Source organism: Massilia puerhi, assembly GCF_009861485.1.
This window is the reverse complement of the sequence record NZ_WOFW01000001.1, coordinates 580,689-600,602: the sequence shown is the minus strand read 5'-3', so window position 1 is coordinate 600,602 and position 19,914 is coordinate 580,689. Positions and strand designations below refer to the sequence as shown.

Sequence of the window (19,914 nt, the reverse complement as noted above, 5' to 3'; positions counted from 1 at the left end):
TTGTGTGCGCAATGTCTACCCTATTGGATAACGAAACAACATCGCTCAAAGGTGTCAGCCTCGTCAATACGGCCGATCCCGGCTGATCGTGATCACATATTGCGCCGGTACTGCCCTCCGACTTCGAACAGCGCGGTGGTGATCTGTCCCAGCGAACACACGCGCACTGCGTCCATCAGACGCGCAAACACGTTCTCGTTGTCGATCGCGGCCTGGCGCAGGGCAGCCAGGGCAGCGGGCGCCGCATCGGCATGGCGACGGTGGAAGTCTTCCAGGCGCTGCAGTTGCGACTGCTTTTCATCGTCAGTCGAGCGCGCCAGTTCGATCGTGGCCGGCGCGCCTTCGCCCTTCGGATTGCGGAAAGTATTGACGCCGATGATGGGCAAGGTGCCGTCGTGCTTCTGGTGCTCGTAGAGCATCGACTCTTCCTGAATCTTGCCGCGCTGGTAGCCGGTCTCCATCGCCCCCAGCACGCCGCCACGCTCGGCGATGCGCTCGAATTCCTGTAGCACCTGCTCTTCGACCAGATCGGTCAATTCGTCCATGATGAACGAGCCCTGGTTCGGGTTTTCGTTCTTGGCCAGGCCCCACTCGCGGTTGATGATCAGCTGGATCGCCAGGGCCCTGCGCACCGATTCGTCGGTCGGCGTCGTGATCGCCTCGTCGTAGGCGTTCGTGTGCAGCGAATTGCAGTTGTCGTAGATCGCGATCAGCGCTTGCAAGGTGGTACGGATGTCATTGAAGTCGATCTCCTGTGCGTGCAATGAGCGGCCCGAGGTCTGGATGTGGTACTTCAGCTTTTGCGAGCGGTCGTTGGCGCCGTACTTGTCGCGCATGGCGACGGCCCAGATGCGGCGCGCCACCCGGCCCAGCACCGTGTATTCAGGGTCCATGCCGTTCGAGAAGAAGAACGACAGGTTGGACGCGAAATCGTCGATGTTCATGCCGCGCGCAAGATAGGCTTCGACGAAGGTGAAGCCGTTCGACAGGGTGAAGGCCAGCTGCGAGATCGGGTTGGCGCCCGCTTCGGCGATGTGGTACCCCGAGATCGACACCGAGTAGAAGTTGCGCACGCCGTGGGTGACGAAGTATTCCTGGATGTCGCCCATCACTTTCAGCGAGAACTCGGTCGAGAAGATGCAGGTGTTCTGGCCCTGGTCTTCCTTCAGGATGTCGGCCTGCACGGTGCCGCGCACCGCGGTCAGGACCCAGGCGCGGATTCCCTCTGCTTCTTCTTCGGTCGGAGCGCGGCCGTTCTTGTCTGCGAACTTGTCGATCTGCTGTTCAATGGCGGTGTTCATGAACATCGCCAGGATGGTCGGTGCCGGACCGTTGATCGTCATCGAGACCGAGGTCGACGGGCTGCATAGGTCGAAACCGTCGTATAGCGCCTTCATGTCGTCCAGGGTCGCGATCGACACGCCCGAGTTGCCGACTTTGCCGTAGATGTCCGGACGTAGCGCCGGGTCGGCGCCGTACAGGGTCACCGAATCGAAGGCGGTCGACAGGCGCTTGGCGTCCATGCCGGTCGAGACCAGCTTGAAGCGTTTATTGGTGCGGAAGGCGTCGCCCTCGCCGGCAAACATGCGGGTTGGATCTTCGCCTTCGCGCTTGAAGGGGAACACCCCTGCAGTATAAGGAAAACTACCCGGCACGTTTTCCAGCATCAGGAAACGCAGGATCTCGCCGTGGTCCTCGAAGCGCGGCAGCGCCACCTTGCGGATCGGGTTGCCCGACAGGGTTGTTTGTACCAGGCGGGTGCGGATTTCCTTGTCGCGGATTTTCACCACGTGTTCATCGCTGGCGTAGGTCGCCTGCAGTTGCGGCCACGAGGCGACCAGCGACTTCGCTTCGCCATCCATCGCGTTGTCGCGCTCGATGATCAGGTCGTCGAAGTCGACGTTCCGGCTGGCCGCGGCCAGCATGCGTCTGGCTTCGTTCAGTTGCTGGCGCTCGCGCGCCAGTTTCACTTGCTTGCCGACGTTGCGATGATAGCCGCGCACGGTGTCGGCGATCTCGGCCAGGTAACGGCTGCGCGCCGGCGGCACGATCACGTTCTTGCCGCTCGAATAGCGCTGCGCCGGCGCCTGCAGGCTGCCGGTTTCGACTTGCAGGCCCAGTGCGGCCAGCTTCGGCAGCAGGCCGTGGTACAACGCGGTCACGCCATCGTCGTTGAAGCGTGAAGCCTGGGTGCCATACACCGGCATCTGGTCCGGGTTCACCGACCACAATTCGCGGTTGCGCTGGTATTGCTTGGCCACGTCGCGCAGTGCATCGAGGGCGCCCTTGCGGTCGAACTTGTTGATGGCGATGAGGTCGGCGAAATCGAGCATGTCGATTTTTTCCAGCTGCGAGGCGGCGCCGAATTCCGGGGTCATCACATACATCGAGGTGTCGACATGCGGCACGATGGCCGCGTCGCCCTGGCCGATGCCCGAGGTCTCGACGATCACCAGGTCGAATCCGGTCACCTTGCAGGCCGCGATCACGTCCGGCAGCGCCTGCGAGATTTCGGAGCCCGCTTCGCGCGTGGCCAGCGAGCGCATGAATACGCGCTGCTGGCCGTTCCACGGGCCGATCGCATTCATGCGGATGCGGTCGCCCAGCAGGGCGCCGCCCGACTTGCGGCGCGACGGGTCGATCGAGATCACGGCGATGTTCAGGCGGTCGCCCTGGTCGAGGCGGATGCGGCGGATTAGCTCATCGGTGAGCGAGGATTTGCCGGCGCCGCCGGTGCCGGTGATGCCAAGGGTCGGCACGCGCAGCGTGTCGGCCGTATCGAGGATCTGCTTGCGCAGGCTCGGTTCGACCTTGTCGTTTTCGAGCGCCGTGATCAGCTGGGCCAACGGGCGGTGGCGCGCGGCGATGTCGCCATTTTGCAGTGCATCGAGCGTTGTCGGGGCGTAGGGCGACAGGTCGACGTCGCAGGTTTCGAGCATCGAGCGGATCATGCCAACCAGGCCCATGCGCTGGCCATCCTCGGGACTGAAGATGCGCGTTACGCCAAAGGCGTGCAACTCCTCGATCTCGCTTGGGACGATCACGCCGCCGCCACCGCCGAACACCTTGATATGGGCGCCGCCGCGTTGGCGCAGCAGGTCGATCATGTACTTGAAGTATTCGACGTGGCCGCCCTGATAGCTCGAGATGGCAATGCCCTGCGCATCCTCGGCCAGCGCCGCGGTCACCACATCGTCGACCGAGCGGTTGTGGCCGAGATGGATCACCTCGGCGCCGTTCGATTGCAGGATACGGCGCATGATGTTGATCGAGGCGTCGTGGCCGTCGAACAGCGAGGCGGCGGTGACGAAGCGGACCTTGTTGGCCAGGCGTGGCTGTTCCGGCAGGTCGAGCTTCGAGGCGGGAGTGATGTCGTTCATGAGGGCGTGGTCCTTGTAGGCGGTGACGACGGGGGATACTGGTACGGTATATGACGTTAACGTTAACGTCAAGGTCGCGGCGATGTAATACAGCGCCGTTGGGCTGGCGTCACACTGTATATCCCCATGGCAACAACATGTTTCATTCCATCATGTACTTGCTATACCTGATGCATAAAGAGGTGCTGGGCGCCTGCTTAATCACACCAGGAAGAGACACAGATGCTGAAGAAAGTGGATTCTTCACAGCTCAAGGTGGGCATGTTCATTCACGACCTCGATTGTGGCTGGATGGAGCACCCCTTCGTACGCAACAGCTTCCTGATCACGGCCGACGACGAGATCGGCAAGATCGTCGCGGCGCGCATTCGTGGCGTGGTGATCGATTGCAGCCGGGGCCTGGACATCGATGCGCCGACCCTGGCCGAAGCCGAGGCCGCGACCGAGGCCGAAGTCGCGGCGCTGGCCTCAAACGTGATCAGCCGCGTCAGGGTGCCGCTGGGCGAAGAGCTGCAACGCGCCGTCAATGTGCGGCGCCAGGTGGTGGACCTGGTGCGCACCGTGATGTAGGACGCGCGCCTTGGCAAGGCGGTCGAGCTGGACCAGGCCAGCTCGGTGGTGCAGAGCGTGACCGAATCGATCCTGCGCAACTCCGGCGCCCTGTTGAGCCTCCTGCAAATCAAGAACAAGGACGACTACACCTTTCTGCATTCGGTCAGCGTGTGCGCGCTGCTGGTCGCGTTCTGCCGCTCGCGCGGCATGATTGATGACATCATCTATCAGGCTGGACTGGGCGGCCTGTTGCACGATACCGGCAAGGCGCTGGTGCCGGACACCATCCTCAATAAGCAGGGTAGCCTGAGCGACGCCGAATTTGAGATCGTCAAGCGCCATCCGCGCGATGGTCACGACATCCTTTCGCGCACGCAAGGCATCGGTCCGATCCCGCTCGACATTACGCTACACCACCACGAGCGGCGTGACGGCAGCGGCTATCCCGAGCGCCAGGCCAAAGGTGACATCAGCGAGCTAGCGCAGATGGCCGCTATCGTCGATGTGTATGACGCGATCACCTCCGACCGTTGCTACCACAAGGGCATCGCGCCGGCCTAGGCGTTGCGCAAGATTTACGAATGGAGCAAATTCCATTTCAACCCGGCGCTGGCCCAGGAATTCATGCGCTGCGTCGGCATCTACCCGGTCGGCACCCTGGTGCTGCTGGAGTCGGGACGGCTGGGTGTGGTGGTCGAGCCGCACGAGTCGAGCCTGCTCACGCCCAAGGTCAATGTGCTCTTCCATGCGAGGCAGCAGGTGTATATTCGGCCCGAGACAGTCGATCTGTCGAAAGGCGTGGGATTTGGCGGGGCCGACTGCATCGTGCGCCATGAGTCGGCCGACAAATGGAAGGTCCAGCCGCTGCGTTTCATGCAACTGGCATGAGGCTTGCGCCACCAGCCTGGCGCATGCCATGCCAGTCCGGTGGCTGGCGAATGCGAGGGTCGTTGGCGCTCAGTTATCGACCAGTTGTCGCAGGTAACGACCGTAGTCGCTCTTGCGCAAGGGATGGGCAAGGCGTAACAGGTGCTCGGCATCGATGAAGCCTTTGTGAAAGGCGATCTCTTCCGGACAGCACACCTTCAGTCCCTGCCGCTTTTCGATGGTGGCGATGAACTGGCCGGCATCGAGAAGCGAATCCGGTGTGCCGGTGTCGAGCCAGGCCGTACCCCTTCCCATCAGCTCGACATGCAATTGCTGCCGGCGCAGGTATTCGCGGTTCACGTCAGTGATCTCAAGTTCGCCACGTGGCGATGGCTGGATGTCGGCAGCAATATCGCACACGGTATTGTCGTAGAAATACAAACCAGTCACGGCAAAGTTCGACTTGGGCTGCTCCGGCTTTTCCTCGATCGACATCGCGCGCCGCTGTGCATCGAATTCGATCACACCATAGCGGCGTGCATCCTGCACGTGGTAGGCGAACACGCTGGCACCGTGGGCCCGCCTGGTGGCATTCTCGAGTTTTTGCTGCAGATCGGTTCCATAGAAAATATTGTCGCCCAAGATCAGGGCCGACGGCGAGTTGCCCACGAATTCGCGCCCGATCAGAAAGGCTTGTGCCAGGCCATCTGGCGAAGGTTGTATTGCATACGAAAGGTTAATGCCCCACTGCGTCCCATCTCCGAGCAGACCCTGGAAACGAGGCAAGTCCTGGGGCGTGGATATGATCAGCAGATCACGCAACCCACCCAGCATCATCGTGCTCAGCGGGTAATAAATCATCGGCTTGTCATATACAGGCAACAGCTGCTTCGACACAGTCGTGGTGATCGGGTGCAAGCGCGTGCCGGAACCACCTGCTAGCAGGATACCCTTGCGGTGCGGGATAACGGTAGTCATTCACATGCCTCCATATTGCGGTTCGCGTAATTTTCTTCGATCCAGGTCAGGTAGTCGCCCGACTGCACCTGTGCAACCCAGGCCTGATGGTCCAGGTACCAGCGCACTGTCCTGGCAATGCCGGTTTCAAAAGTTTCAGCTGGCTTCCATCCAAGTTCGCGTTCCAATTTGCGTGCATCGATCGCATAGCGGCGATCGTGCCCTGGACGATCCTGGACGAATACGATCTGCTCGCGGTAGCTGCCAGTCGCGCGCGGGACGAGCAGGTCGAGCATGTCGCACAGGACTTGCACTACGTCGAGGTTGGTCCGCTCGTTCCAGCCGCCGATATTGTAGGTTTCGCCGAGCCGTCCGCGTGCCAGTACGGTGCGGATCGCCGCGCAGTGATCGGACACGAATAACCAGTCGCGGATCTGTTGGCCATCGCCGTACACAGGAATTGGCTTGCCGGCCAGTGCGTTGACAATCACCAGCGGAATCAGCTTTTCAGGGAAATGGTAGGGGCCGTAGTTATTCGAGCAGTTGGTGGTCAGCGTTGGCAGTCCATAGGTGTGATGGTAGGCGCGCACCAGATGATCCGACGCTGCCTTGCTTGCGGCATAAGGGCTGTTCGGCTGGTAGGAAGTGGTCTCGGTGAACGCTGGATCGGCGCCGTCGAGTGTGCCGTAGACTTCGTCGGTCGACATGTGGAGGAAGCGGAAATCTTCACGTTCGGCCCCAGGCAACGATGACCAATAAGCGCGTGTTGCCTCGAGCATCGAGAACGTGCCGTTGATATTCGTGCGGATGAACTCCCCGGGGCCCTGGATCGAGCGGTCGACGTGGCTTTCTGCGGCAGTGTGGACAATGGCGCGTGGCCGATAACGCGCTAGCAGTTCCGAGACAAGCGCCTGGTCGCCAATATCGCCTTTGATAAAGATGTGGCGTGGATCGTCACGCAGCGCATCCAGATTACTTATATTTCCGGCATAAGTCAGCTTGTCCAAGTTGACGACGGCCTCGCTCGACTCTCCAAGCCAGTCGAGCACGAAATTCGAGCCAATGAATCCTGCCCCGCCGGTTACTAGAATCATGTGGTGCCTAAAAGAGGAATACGAAGCTCACCATGCCGGGAATCCAGCAGGTTCATTCGACCAATAATAAAAAACAAACAACATTCCTGAAAGAATAAGGTGTGTTGTCTTCAAAGGTCAAGGCTGTAACGGCAAGCGTGACCATGGTTTTGCCCTACCGTGTGTAGCTTGACCAAATGCAAGTATAGCAACATACTTGCCTTGTGCATCATGCGCACACTTCCTCTGTTGGTCCCGCCCACCTCGTCTTCCAGTAGAAAACAATGCAATGAGCACCGTGCCGCCTCCACTACAACAACGAGTTGTCGATCCCAAGTACATGCTACCGATCCTAGCTATCCTGCTGGTCCAGATCGGGCTCTATCTGTGGATGGCAGCGCGGGGTTTTGAATTTACGGACGAATCCTACTACCTGCACAATTATCTGCACTGGCGGGAATTCGCCGGTACCGTCACCTTCTTCGGCGCATATTTCGAATGGCCATTTCGCATGATGGGCCAGGATATCGCCGCCATGCGCATGCTGTCACTGGTACTAGTGCTCGTCAGCGCCGCAGTGCTCGTGTTCGAGTTGCTGCGCTTTGCATTTCCTTCCCAGGCTGAGGGACGCGCCGGAAGCGGTGGCCATCTTGCCTGGTCTATCCTGGCCCCGATGGCCTCGGCAATGCTGTTCTTCAGTTTTCTTACCACGCTTCGGGCGCCGTCCTATAACCTGCTCTCGATCGTGACCATTGCCCTGATGACAGCCTGCATATTGCGTGTGCTGGCCTCAACACCCGTGCGCCGGCCTGTGCTGCTATGCTTCGCGTATGGGTTAGCGCTGGGCATGTGCTTCTTGTCCAAGGCGACGACCTCGGTCCTGGTCACGTTTGCCCATCTGGTATTCTTTTGTGTCCTGTATCGTGACTGGAAAGCAGCATGGCTATTGCGGGGTTTCGCGGCCATCGTCGCCGGCTTCGCGCTCAACTTCCTGATGCTGCAACTTGCCTTCCCACAGTGGCTGGTGTCGCTGCGCGATGGCATCGATCTGGTGCGGGTGCGCGATGGCTCATATGGTCCAATGAGTATGCTCAACGGATTTCGCTGGGAATTCCAGCGACTGGCCTATGTCATCGGGCCCTGGCTGGCCGCTGCGATGGTCATCCTGTTCCTCTTGAAACGCAAAATCCGTAGTGGATCGCTTATTGCAGTGTCGGCCGTGGCGCTGGTCGCGGCCGCGGCGATTGCCGCCAGCATCATCATGGAGCCGCAGGGGAAAAGCTGGCTCATCGTAGTTGGCGCCAGCACCTGTGCACTCTGGCTGACCGAGCGTTGGGCCGGCAAGAGCCAGAGCGATCGATTCGATGCGCGGCGCGACATCGCACTGATGTTGTTGTTGCTGTTCCTGCCAGTCGCTTTTTCTTATGGCACCAATATGTCGGTACTGGCGCATAGTGTCATCGCTGGGCTGTTTGCCTTCTGCGCCGTCTACATTCGCCTGTATCGCCTGTCTCACGAACGGCTGCTGGGACCTGCAGTGCTGGCCGTGTGCCTCGTGTTGATGTGCCTGCCATCGCTGATGGTACAGTGGCGTGCATGGACCGATGTGGCATATACATATCGGATGCCGACATCGATGGAGAATCAAATCGTGCCCGTAAAACCAGTTGCGGCGGGTGGCACGGTGTATGTCGACCCCGCCACCAAGAAAGCCCTGGACGATGTGCAGGCAATGGCGCGTGCGGCTGGCATGCGGCCAGGCCAAGACATCCTGGACCTGACCGGCGACGGGCCGGGACTCATCTATATCCTCGGTGCGAATCCCTTGGGTTCGCCTTGGCTCTTGGGCGGTTATCCAGGAAGCGCCGCTTCGGTCGAACACGTCATGCTGAAGGTCGATGCCGACAAGATCCGCCGCGCCTGGGTACTGGTGTCGGCCGATAACTCACGACGTATGAAGGACTGGAAGGGCATGCTGGCGCGCCGCATTGGCGCTAACACCCATCAGTTGGCGGGAGACGTCACGATCATGAACCCGCATGCGCGGTCTCGAAACCAGCCGCAGCAGGTGAACGTGCAATTGTGGAAACCGCTTGCTGACACATCAGGTTCACGCTGAATGGCTAGTGGGTCCGATCGACGTCGCGTTGGCCAGGAAGCCGTTCTTGCTGACAGCCGCAAATAGGATACTGGATCTGGCCTAGAAAAACTCGGCGGTATCGTTGACCGCCACCGTCTGCAGCAGCCCGCCCTCGACCAGCTCTTCGTAGTAGCACACGCGGTTGCGGCCATGGGCCTTGGCGTAGTACAGGGCCTGGTCGGCGTGGCCGAGCGTGATCACCGGCGAGTCGGCCGCGCTGACGCTGGTAAAGCCGATGCTGACCGTGACCTGGCCCACCTGCGGGAAATCGTGGCTTTCGACATCGGCCCGGAAGCGGTCGATGATGCACCGCGCATTGTCCAGGTTGGTCGAGCGCAGCAACACCACGAATTCCTCGCCGCCGAAGCGGAATACCCGGTCCTGGGCGCGAAACGACGACTGCAGCAGGTTGGCGATCAGGATCAGCACCTCGTCGCCGTACAGGTGGCCGAAGCGGTCGTTGACGCCCTTGAAGTGGTCGACGTCGACCACCGCCAACCATTGCTTCTCGGCGCCGCTCGACTGGCGCCGCTCGGCCTGGCCGTGGCTCGAAGCGTCGGTTTCGGAGGCGTGCAGCATGCGCGCCAGCTGGTCGTCGAAGGTCTTGCGGTTGAGTAGGCCGGTGAGCGAGTCGCGCTCGCTGTAGTCGAGCAGGTTCTGGAAGTTGCGGTACACGCTGACGATGCCGTTGACCATGTACAGCGCTTCCGGCGTGAACGGGTCGGCATGCATGATCTCGAGACAGGTGTCGGCCTTGTCGCCGAACCAGATCGGCAGCCACAGGCGGCGCAGGCCGTCCGCGCCTTCGCTTTCGGCGCGCATGTCATGGCGCCGCAGGCAAGCCTCCAGTTCGGGATAGAGCGCGATCGGCTCGCCCGGACCGTTGTCTTGCGGCTCTTCGGGGCAGGCTACGCCGCCGGCGTGGATGCAGGCGCGCGAGCGCACGAAGTATTGTCCGCCGACGCTGGCGATGGCAAGCACCCGGGTGCGGGCCGCGCCGGACAATTCCTGGACCGCCGAAATCACGGAGATGTCCAGCATCGTGTGATCGCGGTGGCCGGTCATGTCCACCATGTGTCGCAGCAGGGAATCCATGTCGTCGTTATCAGACCAAGCAAGAAGAGGTACCGGGAGAGAACAGGCAGGCCGCACGCTGCACCGATGGGCTCGGCGGCACTGGATTTTCGGCGGTCAAGCAAAACAGCATAATGCCTTTTTGTATTAGCGGCAACTATTCTTAACAATTTTTATCCATCGCCGTTCGACTTTGTTTCTTATCAGAAGCACGAATTTCCAATGGGAAAAGTTGTGGGTGGTCAACTTGCCGTACGGCATTAATCGCTACAGTGAACTCACTGGCAAACGCAACACAGCAGTAGCGACGGGGCCCAGTCGCAGCCAGTATTTCCTCAACCACTACAAGGAGTTTGTCATGAGCACGATTACCTCCGCCATCAAAGCATTTTTCGCTGACGAGAACGGTGTGACGGCCATCGAGTATGGCCTGATCGCCGCCCTCATCGGCGTCGTGATGGCCGGTGTCGCCGGAGAGGTCGGCACAGAAATCAAAGCGGCCTTCGAGTACATCCGCGATCAGTTCGAAACGCCACCTACTCCGTAATCTGCCTGCCCCCCAGGGACGCGGTTCGGCCCCGGGGGGCTTTTTTTTTGTGGAGTCGCATCATGGTTGTCGCACATTACCTCGATACGCTGCTGCTGCTGACGGTGACGGCGGCGGCGGTCAAGGACCTGGAGAGCCGCCGCATCCCGAACCGGCTGCTGGCCGCCGGCATGCTCGGCGCCCTGGTCCTGCATCTGCTGTCGCCGCAACCGGTGGCGGGGCTGCTCGCCTGGCTGGGTGGGGCGGCGGCCGGGCTCGCGATTTTCATGCCCTTTTACCTGGTCCGCGGCATGGCCGCCGGGGACGTCAAGATGATGGCGATGGTCGGCGCCTTCGCCGGTCCCGGCGACGCGCTGCGCATCGCCATCCTGGCCTGGTGCGCCGGCGGCGTGATGGCGCTGGCGGTGGTCGTCTTCAAGGGCCGCCTGCGCATGGTGCTGGCCAATCTGTGGGCGATCCTGCGGCCCACCTTGCTGCGCCTGCCGCGCGGGCCGATGCCCGCCGTCGGCAGCGCTGGCGGCAGGCCCAGCGCCGGCGCCATTCCCTATGGCGTGGCGATCGCCGCCGGCGCCATCGTGCTGCTGGTGCGGCGCTACACGCAATAGCGATTCCATGAGCGGCGGGTAGGGCCTTTGTCAGGTATCAAGTACCTGATGAGGCCGCTCGCTAGAATCAAATCAAGGTTTCTTGAAACATCTTCATGGGCAGGAGGCTTCATGACGGAAATGTTGTCGGCCACCACGGCCACGGCCGGAAGCGACGCGCCGGCGTTCGCATTCGCCGCCGGTGCGCCATCCGACGATGGCGACGTGACCGCCGTGCTGCCGCGCCAGCCGCGCACCGTGCGCGATACCGGGCTCGATCCACGCCTGGTGACGGCGCTGGTGCTCAAGGTCCTGCACGCGGGCGGCAAGACGCCGCTGTCGCGCCTGACCGGCCGCCTGCGGCTGTCGGTGAGCGTGGTGCGCGAAGTGGTGCAGGGCCTGGTCGCCGGCGGCCAGGCCGAAATCGCGTATTCGGGCGAGACCGAGATCGACGTGCACTACCAGCTCAGCGCCGCCGGCACGCGCGCGGCCTGCGACCACCAGGCCGAGTCGCGTTATGCCGGGCCGGCGCCGGTGACGCTGGCGGCCTGGCGCGCGGTGGTGGCGCACCAGTCGCAGCGGCGGCCCGATGCGCCGCGCGTGATGCGCGCCGAACTCGAGGCGCTGCTCGATGGCGATGGCCTGGAACCGGCGGCGCGCGAACTGATCGGCGCAGCCCTGTATTCGGGCCGGCCGTTGCTGCTGTACGGCCCGTCCGGCAGCGGCAAGACCACCCTGGGGCGCAAGTTCGCGCGCCTGCGCCAGGATCCGATCGCGGTGCCGTACGCGGTGCTGGTCAACCACGAGATCGTCCAGCTGCACGACCCGGCCCTGCATCCGCCGCCGCTGCAGCTGCGCGGCCTGGAAGAACGGCGCGGCGTCGACGCGCGCTGGGTCCTGTCCCAGCGTCCGCTGGTGCATGTGGGCGCGGAGCTGGTGCGCGACATGCTCGAGCTGCGGGTGGACGCGGCCAGCGGCGTGCTGCGCGCGCCGCCCCACATCCTGGCCAATAACGGCCTGCTGGTGCTGGACGACCTGGGACGCCAGCGGGTCCCGGCCGGCGAACTGCTGCACCGCTGGCTCGGCGCGCTCGAGGCGGGCCAGGACCATGTGACGGTGCCGCACGGCCCGAGCCACGCGCTGCCGTTCGACGTCGGCCTGGTGCTGGCCACCAGCCTGGCGCCGGAATCGGTGCTGGACGACGCCTGCCTGCGCCGCATCGGCTACCGGATCCCGGTCGGGCCGCTGTCCGAAGCGAGCTACCGCGCGCTGCTGCGGCGCCAGGCGCGGCTGCGCCGGATCGAGGTCGACGAGGCCGCGCTCGACTACCTGATCGTCGAACTGCATCGCCGCACCCGGCGCCCCTTGCTGGCCGCCTGGCCGCACGAGCTGCTGGGGCGGATCGCCGATTTCGCCGGCTTCGCCGGCCGCGCCCCGCGCTGCGACGTGGAGAGCCTGGTCCAGGCCTGGAGCAGCCTGTTCGGGGCCAGCGCCCTGCCGCCCGCGCTGCCCTCCCCATTATTCCCATCGGCGGCCGACAGCATCGACAAGGAAGGAGCCGGGCGATGAAGAACAAGCGTGCCGTGATCATGATGGCGCTGGCGGTGGTGCTGGGCCTGCTGGCGGTGGCGCTGGCCGGCAGCTGGCTGCTCAATGCCCCGGGCGCGAGCGCGGGCCGGATCGTCGTGGCCAGGGCCGACGTCGACATCGGCCAGCGCCTGGCGCCCGAGATGTTCAAGCTGGTCGACTGGCCGGCCGACAGCGTGCCCAAGGGCGCTTTCACCGACCCGGCGGCATTGGGCGGGCGGGTACTGAAAAGCAGCCTGCTGGCGGGCGAACCGATCAGCCAGGCCAAGCTGGCCCCGGCCGGCACCCTGGGCGGCCTGTCGGCCATGATCGCCGAGGGCAAGCGCGCGATCACGGTGCGCGTCAACGACGTGGTCGGGGTGGCCGGCTTCACCCTCCCGGGCAACTACGTGGACATCATCGTCAGCACCGAGACCATGCCCGACCCGAATGCGGCCCGCTCGCGCGAGCAGAGCATCTCGAAGATCGTGCTGGAACGGATCCTGGTGCTGGCGGTGGCGCAGGAAGTGAGCCGCGACGAGACCAAGCCCAAGGTGGTCAATGCCGTCACGCTCGAAGTCACCCCGGGCGAGGCCGAGAAACTGGACCTGGCGCGCAGCGTCGGCACCCTGTCGCTGGCGCTGCGCAACCAGGTCGATCCGGCCGCCGCCGCCACCCTCGGCGCGACCAAGGAAAACCTGCTGCCGGCGCTGGCCGTTGCCGCACCGCCGCCGGTGGTGCGCGCCCCGCCGCGGCCGCGCGTGCAGCAGGTGCGCGCACCGAGCCCGCCCAAGCGCGACTGCATCGCCGTCATCAATGGCCTGCACGCGTCGCAGGAATGCTTTTGACCATCGACTGGACCGATCATGAAACGCCTGACGATCATATTGCACACCGTTGCCGTTGCTGGAGCCTTCCTGGGGAGCGCCAGTGCCGCGCCTGTCGTCGAGCATGGCTGCCGCGGCGAGGCCGCGCGCCCGGCCACGATGGCGCTCCAGATGGGCAAGTCGACCATGCTGCGCCTGCCCGAGAAGGTAGCCCGGCGCAGCGTCGGCAACCCGGCCGTGGTACAGGCCATGCTGGTCGCGCCCGACACCCTGTATATCGCCGGCGTGGACGTCGGCAGCACCAATATGATCGTCCAGGGCCGCAGCGGCTTGTGCAGCGTGATCGACATCACGATCGCGATGGACCCGGGCGGGCTCGAAGCCACGCTCGAGGCCGCGATGCCGGACGAGAAGGACATCAAGGTGATGGCGGCCCACGACAGCCTGATCCTGACCGGCACCGTCAGCGACGCCGCCGCCGTGCAGCGCGCGGTGGAGCTGGCCGGCGCCTACGTGCGGCGCCCCTTGCGCCAGTTGCCGGCGGCCGACAAGGAGAACGACACCGACGGGGTGATCGTGGTCGGCAAGGGCGGCTCCAGCGGCGGCGGCGGCGGCAATGCGGGCGCCCGGGTGGTCAACCTGCTGGCGGTGAGCGCACCGCAGCAGGTGCAACTGGAGGTCAAGGTGGCCGAGGTCTCGCGCACCCTGTTCGAGCGGCTCGAGACCGGCGCCCGTTTCAGCTTCGGCTCCGGCAGCTGGACCACCACCCTGGCCACCGACTTCCTGAGCGGACTGGCGCGCGGCGGCCTGTCCGGCATCAAGACCAACGGCAACCGTTTCGGCATCGAGGCCGACAAGGTCGATGGCCTGGTGCGCATCCTGGCCGAGCCGAATGTGCTGGCCATCAGCGGCCAGGAAGGCTCGTTCCTGGCCGGCGGCAAGTTCTATATCCCGGTATCGCAGGACGATGACCGCGTCACGCTGGAAGAGAAGGAATTCGGGGTCGGCGTGCGCTTCACCCCGACCGTGCTGGCGGGCGGGCGCATCAACCTGAAGGTCGCGCCCGAGGTGTCCGAACTGTCGCGCGAGGGGATCGGCATCACCGCCGCCGGCATCAACGGCACCGCCATCATGCCGCTGGTGACCACGCGCCGCGCCAGCACCACGGTGCAGCTGTACGACGGCCAGAGCTTCGCGATCGGTGGCCTGGTGCGCAACAACCTGGTCGCCAACATGAAGGGCTTGCCGGGCCTGGGTGACGTGCCGGTGCTGGGCGCGCTGTTTCGCAGCACCGACTACCAGCAGGACCGCACCGAGCTGGTGTTCGTGATCACAGCGCGCCTGGTCAAGCCGCTGGCCGGCGGCAGCCACGTGCTGCCGACCGACGGCCACGTGGCGCCGTCGCGCGCCGGCCTGTTGCTGGGCGGGCGGCTGGAAGGCGAGCACCCGGCCACGCCAGCCGCGCCGGCGGCGCCGCCACCGGCCGCGGCGCAGACCGCCGCAGCGGTATCCGGCGGCTTCGAACTCAACTAGGGGAACGGAATGCGATCGATATTCACACGATGGACGGCGCTGGCGCTGCTCGCCTGCGGCGCGGCGGGATGCGTCTCGACCACCCCCGGCTGGGACGCGCAGTTCGGCGCCGCTACCCGTCGCAACCTGGCGGCCCAGACGCTCGACCCGGCCGCCGGCGCCGACCGCAATCCGGCCCTGGGCCTCGATGGGCGCGCCGCCCGCGCCGCCATCGACAACTACCAGCGCTCGTTCGCCCGGCCCGAGGGCCAGCCGGCGGCGATGGTGGACCAGTGATGGACGCGCGCCGAGCCAACGCACGACGCCACCGCCGGGAGCTGCCATGAGAGCGCTCCTGATCAGTCGCGACAGCCACCTGTACGCCGAACTGGCCTCGCAGGGTGCGGCGCGGGTGCCGCCACTGCACCTGGCCGCCACCCGCGCCAGCCTGCGCGAGGCGCTCGACCGCCCCGAGCCGGATGCGCCGCAACTGGTGATCGTCGACGCCAGCGGCCTGGAGCCGGCCGAGGCCAGCCTGCTCGAACGCCTGGGCCGCCAGTATCCGGGTTCCCAGCTGATGCTGCTCACTAACCAGCACCAGCCGGACCTCCTGATCGCCGCGATGCGCGCCGGCGTGCGCGAGTTGCTGCAGATGCCGCTGGTGCATCGCGCCTTCCACGAGGCGATGGACCGGATCGCCGCCGCCGCCGGCGTGTCGAGCCTGCGCGAAGGCAAGGTACTGGCCTTCATCGCCTGCAAGGGCGGCAGCGGCGCCACCTTCATCTCGGCCAATTTCGGTTACGCCCTGGCCACGCTGGCCGGCAAGAAGGTCCTGCTGATCGACCTGCACGGCCAGTTCGGCGACGCCGCGCTGTATGTGTCGGACCAGAAGCCGGCCATGACGATGTCCGACGTGTGCGCCCAGATCGCGCGGGTGGACGGTCCTTTCCTCGAATCGTGCCTGGTGCACGTCACGCCCGGATTCGGGGTGCTGGCCGCGGCCGACGACCCGGGCCACGCCAGGCAGGCCAAGCCCGAACACATCGACACCATCCTGCGCGTGGCGCGCCAGAACTACGACTACGTGCTGCTCGACGTGGGGCGCCAGATCGACGCGGTTTCGCTGCGCGCGCTGGACGTGACCGACACCATCTATCCGGTGCTGCAGCTGGCGCTGCCCGACATCCGCGACGCGCGGCGCCTGCTCGATATCTTCCGCTCGCTGGGCTATGTACTCGACAACATCCGCCTGATCGTCAACCGCTACGAGAAGGGCGGCAAGCTGCGCCTGCAAGACCTGCATGCGGCGCTCGGCTGCGAGGTGGTGCACACCTTCCCCAACGACTACGTGGCGGTGACCGATTCGGTTAACCAGGGCGTGCCGGTGCTGCAGCTGTCGCGCTCGAGCGCGGCCGCGCGCAGCCTGTCCGAAATGGTCGAACTGGTGACCGCGCACCGGATCCAGGAAAGCCGCGGCCTGCTCGATCGCCTGTTCGGGCGCCAGGACGCCGATTACTAAACCAACCCACGCCGGAGACGCCCATGTCCCTTCGCGAACGACTCGCCCTCGGCGGCCAGGAGCTGAGCACAGGCATCGAGCTGTCGGATGCGCCGAACCAGGCCTACCAGGAACTCAAGAAGCTGATGCACCAGATGATCCTCGACCGGATCGACCTGGAGCGCTTGAAGCGCCTGACCGCCGAGCAGTTCAAGCACGAGCTGGCGCTGCTGGTCCAGCGCATCATCGAGGACGAGCGCATCGTGCTCAACCAGCACGAGCGGCACCACCTGGTGCTCGACATCCAGCACGAGATGCTGGGCTTCGGCCCGCTCGAGCCGCTGCTGGCCGATCCCTCGATCTCGGACATCCTGGTCAACACCGCCAGCAAGGTGTACGTCGAGCGCCGCGGCCGGCTCGAGCTCACCGAAATCACCTTCCACGACAATGCCCACCTGATGAAGATCATCGAGAAGATCGTCTCGCGCGTGGGCCGCCGGGTGGACGAATCGAGCCCGATGGTCGACGCCCGCCTGCCGGACGGCTCGCGCGTGAACGCGATCATTCCGCCGCTGGCGGTCGACGGCCCGATCCTGTCGATCCGCCGCTTCGGCGGCAGCCCGCTGACGGTGCAGAACCTGCTCGACTACAAGAGCATGACCGCGCCCATGATCCGGGTGCTGGAGGGCCTCGGCACGGCCAAGGTCAACATCCTGATCTCGGGCGGCACCGGCAGCGGCAAGACCACCCTGCTCAACCTGATCTCGGGCTTCATTCCGGCCAGCGAGCGGGTGGTGACGATCGAGGACGCGGCCGAGCTGCAGCTGCGCCAGCCGCACGTGGTGCGCCTGGAGACCCGCCCGCCGAATATCGAGGGCAAGGGCGAGGTGCCGCAACGGGCGCTGGTGCGCAACGCACTGCGCATGCGGCCCGACCGCATCATCCTGGGCGAGGTGCGCGGCCCTGAAGCGCTCGACATGCTGCAGGCGATGAACACCGGCCACGAGGGATCGCTGGCGACGATCCACTCGAACACCCCGCGCGACGCCCTGTCGCGGCTGGAGAACATGGTCAGCATGGCGGCGGTGAACCTGACGCCGCGTGCGATCCGCCAGCAGATCGTGTCGGCGGTGACGGTGGTGGTGCAGGTCTCGCGCCTGACCGACGGCACCCGCAAGCTGGTCAGCCTGCAGGAAATCACCGGCATGGAAGGCGAGATCATCTCGATGCAGGAGATCTTCCGCTTCGAGCAGCGCGGGGTCGACGTCGACGGCAAGGTGCTGGGTCACTTCAGCGCCACCGGCGTACGGCCGCGCTTCGCCGACCGCCTCAAGCTGTTCGGGGTGCCGGTCTCGGACGATTCGTTCGACCCCGACCGGCTATTCGACTAAGGGAGCGCCCATGGACGGCTTGTTCTATGGTTTCGTGGTGCTGGTGTTCGCGGCCGTGATCCTGGCGGTCGAGGGCTTCTACCTGTGGTGGATGAGCACCCACGGCGCGGCCGCGCGCCGCATCGCGCGCCGCCTGCAGATCATGTCCGGCGGCGTCAGCGGCCGCAGCGGCGAGCGGATCTCGATCCTCAAGCAGCGCCGCTACAGCCGCTTTGCGGCGCTGGACCGCCTGCTGCATGGTTTCAGCCTGGCCCAGCGCATCGACGCGCTGCTGGTGCAGGCCGGCGCCAGCTGGTCGGTCGGCCAGTTCCTGGCCGGCTCGCTGGCCTGCCTGGTGGCGGCGCTGGCGCTCACCTCGGGCGCGGTCAGCGCGGTCGCGGTGCCGGCGCCGGCGCGCCTGCTGGCCGCGGTCGGGGGCCTGGGCTTGCCCTGGTGGCTGGTGCACCGGATGCGCATGCGGCGCCTGGTGCGCATCGAACACCAGCTGCCCGAGGCGGCCGACTTCATCGCGCGCGCGCTGCGCGCCGGCCACTCATTCACCAATGTGCTGCAGATCGTCGGCAACGAGCTGCCCGAACCGCTGGCCGGCGAGTTCCGCATCACGCGCGAAGAGATCAACTACGGCGTGCCGATGAACGAGGCCCTGCACGGCCTGGCCCAGCGCATCCCGCTGACCGACCTGCGCTACCTGATCATCGCGGTGCTGATCCAGCGCGAATCGGGCGGCAACCTGGCCGAGATCCTGGGCAACATCAGCCAGATCATCCGCGCCCGCCTGAAGCTGGTGGCGCACGTGCGCGTGCTGTCGGCCGAGGGCCGCATGTCGGCCTGGATCCTGGGCGCGCTGCCGTTCGGCGTGATGGGCGTGATGCTGCTCAGCAGCCCGGCCTATGTCCGCATGCTGTGGACCGACCCTTCCGGCGTGCGCCTGCTGTGGTACGGCCTGGGCATGATCGTGTTCGGCGTGATCTGGCTGCGCAAGACCATCCGCATTCGCGTGTGAGGCCGCCATGACTTCTTCCCAACTGGCTTTTTTGCTGATCGTCTTCGTCGTCGTCTGCCTGCTGGCCTGGGCCGCGCTGGCCCTGTTCGCGCCGCTGGCCCTGCGCGAACGCCTGCGCCGTTTCCTCGGCCAGGGCGAACCGCATGAATCCCGGGTGCGCTGGATCGAGCGCATGGCCAGCGTCGCCCGTCCCCTGACCCGGCTGTCGATCCCCGAGGAAGGCTGGGAAAAATCGACCCTGCGCACCCGCTTCATGAACGCCGGCTGGCGCCACCCGTCGGCGCCGACCCTGTACTTCGCGTCCAAGACCGCGCTGGCGCTGCTGGTGCCGGCCATGTGCGCGCCACTGCTGGTGCTGTACGGGCGCGAGCTCGCCGGGGGCAAGATGCTGGGCGTGCTGCTGCTGGGCGCGGCGTTCGGCTACTACGCGCCCAACGCGCTGCTCGAACGCCTGATCAAACGGCGCCGGCGCGAGATCTTCGAGACCATTCCCGACGCGCTCGACCTGCTGACCGTGTGCGTCGAGGCTGGCCTGAGCCTGGAGCGGGCGCTGGTCAAGGTGGCCTCGGAGATCCATATCAAGAGCGTGGTGCTGTCGCAGGAACTGCAACTGGTGCTGATGGAGATGCGCGCTGGCTTCAGCAAGGAGAAGGCGCTGCGCAACTTCGCGCTGCGTTCGGGCGTGGACGACGTCGATACCCTGGTGGCGATGCTGATCCAGTCCGAGCGCTTCGGCACCAGCGTTGGCGACTCGCTGCGCGTGCATGCCGATAACCTGCGCCACAAGCGCCAGGTGATGGCCGAGGAAACCGCCGCCAAGATCGGCCTCAAGCTGCTGTTCCCGCTGATCTTCTGCATCTTCCCGACCCTGTTGATGGTCCTGCTGGGACCGGCCGCGATCCAGATTTCGCGCACCCTGGGCGCCATGCCCTTCGCACGCTGA

The 19,914-nt window shown here is 64.9% G+C and carries 18 protein-coding genes; 14 read left to right on the top strand and 4 right to left on the bottom strand.

The window, feature by feature from the left end:
• Window positions 1-92 precede the first annotated feature (92 nt).
• Window positions 93-3,380, bottom strand: coding sequence for a fused isobutyryl-CoA mutase/GTPase IcmF (icmF, locus tag GNT67_RS02630; protein WP_159628311.1), 3,288 nt, complete (start codon window positions 3,378-3,380; stop codon window positions 93-95).
• A gap of 222 nt (window positions 3,381-3,602) precedes the next feature.
• Here icmF and GNT67_RS03050 point away from each other — a divergent pair, with 222 nt between their 5' ends.
• From GNT67_RS03050 to GNT67_RS03040, 3 genes are read left to right on the top strand one after another with little or no spacing between them, the layout of a single operon-like run.
• Window positions 3,603-3,950 (top strand): DUF3391 domain-containing protein, encoded by a 348-nt coding sequence (locus GNT67_RS03050; protein WP_308637934.1) that lies wholly within the window; start codon window positions 3,603-3,605, stop codon window positions 3,948-3,950.
• A 57-nt stretch (window positions 3,951-4,007) separates the two neighbouring features.
• A complete protein-coding gene (locus tag GNT67_RS03045; RefSeq protein WP_308637932.1) occupies window positions 4,008-4,493 on the top strand; it encodes an HD-GYP domain-containing protein in 486 nt (161 codons plus the stop codon).
• 3 nt (window positions 4,494-4,496) lie between these two features.
• Window positions 4,497-4,820: a hypothetical protein gene (locus GNT67_RS03040; RefSeq protein ID WP_308637930.1), complete on the top strand. Its 324-nt coding sequence runs from the start codon at window positions 4,497-4,499 to the stop codon at window positions 4,818-4,820.
• 69 nt (window positions 4,821-4,889) lie between these two features.
• Here GNT67_RS03040 and rfbA read toward each other — a convergent pair whose 3' ends face one another.
• Complete coding sequence (gene rfbA, locus GNT67_RS02620; RefSeq protein WP_159628309.1) at window positions 4,890-5,777, bottom strand: glucose-1-phosphate thymidylyltransferase RfbA; 888 nt, start codon at window positions 5,775-5,777, stop codon at window positions 4,890-4,892.
• Complete coding sequence (rfbB, locus tag GNT67_RS02615) at window positions 5,774-6,850, bottom strand: dTDP-glucose 4,6-dehydratase (protein ID WP_159628307.1); 1,077 nt, start codon at window positions 6,848-6,850, stop codon at window positions 5,774-5,776. Before rfbB ends, rfbA begins: the two co-directional genes overlap by 4 nt.
• A 268-nt stretch (window positions 6,851-7,118) precedes the next feature.
• On the opposite strand from rfbB, the gene GNT67_RS02610 reads away from it, so the two are divergent.
• The gene (locus GNT67_RS02610) at window positions 7,119-8,948 is read left to right on the top strand and encodes a glycosyltransferase family protein (RefSeq protein ID WP_159628305.1); all 1,830 of its coding nucleotides are present in this window, start codon (window positions 7,119-7,121) and stop codon (window positions 8,946-8,948) included.
• A gap of 81 nt (window positions 8,949-9,029) precedes the next feature.
• On the opposite strand, the gene GNT67_RS02605 is transcribed toward GNT67_RS02610, so the two are convergent.
• Complete coding sequence (locus GNT67_RS02605; protein ID WP_159628303.1) at window positions 9,030-10,064, bottom strand: GGDEF domain-containing protein; 1,035 nt, start codon at window positions 10,062-10,064, stop codon at window positions 9,030-9,032.
• A gap of 337 nt (window positions 10,065-10,401) precedes the next feature.
• On the opposite strand from GNT67_RS02605, the gene GNT67_RS02600 reads away from it, so the two are divergent.
• From GNT67_RS02600 to GNT67_RS02555, 10 genes are all read left to right on the top strand, one after another.
• Window positions 10,402-10,590, top strand: coding sequence for a Flp family type IVb pilin (locus GNT67_RS02600; protein WP_159628301.1), 189 nt, complete (start codon window positions 10,402-10,404; stop codon window positions 10,588-10,590).
• 62 nt (window positions 10,591-10,652) lie between these two features.
• Window positions 10,653-11,195: an A24 family peptidase gene (locus tag GNT67_RS02595; RefSeq protein ID WP_159628299.1), complete on the top strand. Its 543-nt coding sequence runs from the start codon at window positions 10,653-10,655 to the stop codon at window positions 11,193-11,195.
• A gap of 111 nt (window positions 11,196-11,306) precedes the next feature.
• Window positions 11,307-12,743 carry an ATP-binding protein gene (locus tag GNT67_RS02590; protein ID WP_159628297.1) on the top strand — a complete coding sequence of 479 codons (1,437 nt, stop codon included), beginning with the start codon at window positions 11,307-11,309 and terminating at the stop codon, window positions 12,741-12,743.
• Window positions 12,740-13,588 carry a Flp pilus assembly protein CpaB gene (gene cpaB, locus GNT67_RS02585; RefSeq protein WP_159628295.1) on the top strand — a complete coding sequence of 283 codons (849 nt, stop codon included), beginning with the start codon at window positions 12,740-12,742 and terminating at the stop codon, window positions 13,586-13,588. The genes GNT67_RS02590 and cpaB overlap by 4 nt, the downstream gene beginning before the upstream one ends.
• An 18-nt stretch (window positions 13,589-13,606) precedes the next feature.
• A complete protein-coding gene (locus GNT67_RS02580) occupies window positions 13,607-15,100 on the top strand; it encodes a type II and III secretion system protein family protein (protein ID WP_159628293.1) in 1,494 nt (497 codons plus the stop codon).
• Between the two features lie 9 nt (window positions 15,101-15,109).
• Window positions 15,110-15,376 carry a hypothetical protein gene (locus GNT67_RS02575; RefSeq protein WP_159628291.1) on the top strand — a complete coding sequence of 89 codons (267 nt, stop codon included), beginning with the start codon at window positions 15,110-15,112 and terminating at the stop codon, window positions 15,374-15,376.
• Between the two features lie 46 nt (window positions 15,377-15,422).
• Window positions 15,423-16,598 (top strand): CpaE/TadZ family protein, encoded by a 1,176-nt coding sequence (locus GNT67_RS02570; protein WP_159628289.1) that lies wholly within the window; start codon window positions 15,423-15,425, stop codon window positions 16,596-16,598.
• A 23-nt stretch (window positions 16,599-16,621) separates the two neighbouring features.
• Complete coding sequence (locus tag GNT67_RS02565; protein ID WP_159628287.1) at window positions 16,622-17,968, top strand: TadA family conjugal transfer-associated ATPase; 1,347 nt, start codon at window positions 16,622-16,624, stop codon at window positions 17,966-17,968.
• A gap of 10 nt (window positions 17,969-17,978) precedes the next feature.
• Window positions 17,979-18,971 carry a type II secretion system F family protein gene (locus GNT67_RS02560; protein ID WP_159628285.1) on the top strand — a complete coding sequence of 331 codons (993 nt, stop codon included), beginning with the start codon at window positions 17,979-17,981 and terminating at the stop codon, window positions 18,969-18,971.
• A gap of 7 nt (window positions 18,972-18,978) precedes the next feature.
• Complete coding sequence (locus tag GNT67_RS02555) at window positions 18,979-19,914, top strand: type II secretion system F family protein (RefSeq protein WP_159628283.1); 936 nt, start codon at window positions 18,979-18,981, stop codon at window positions 19,912-19,914.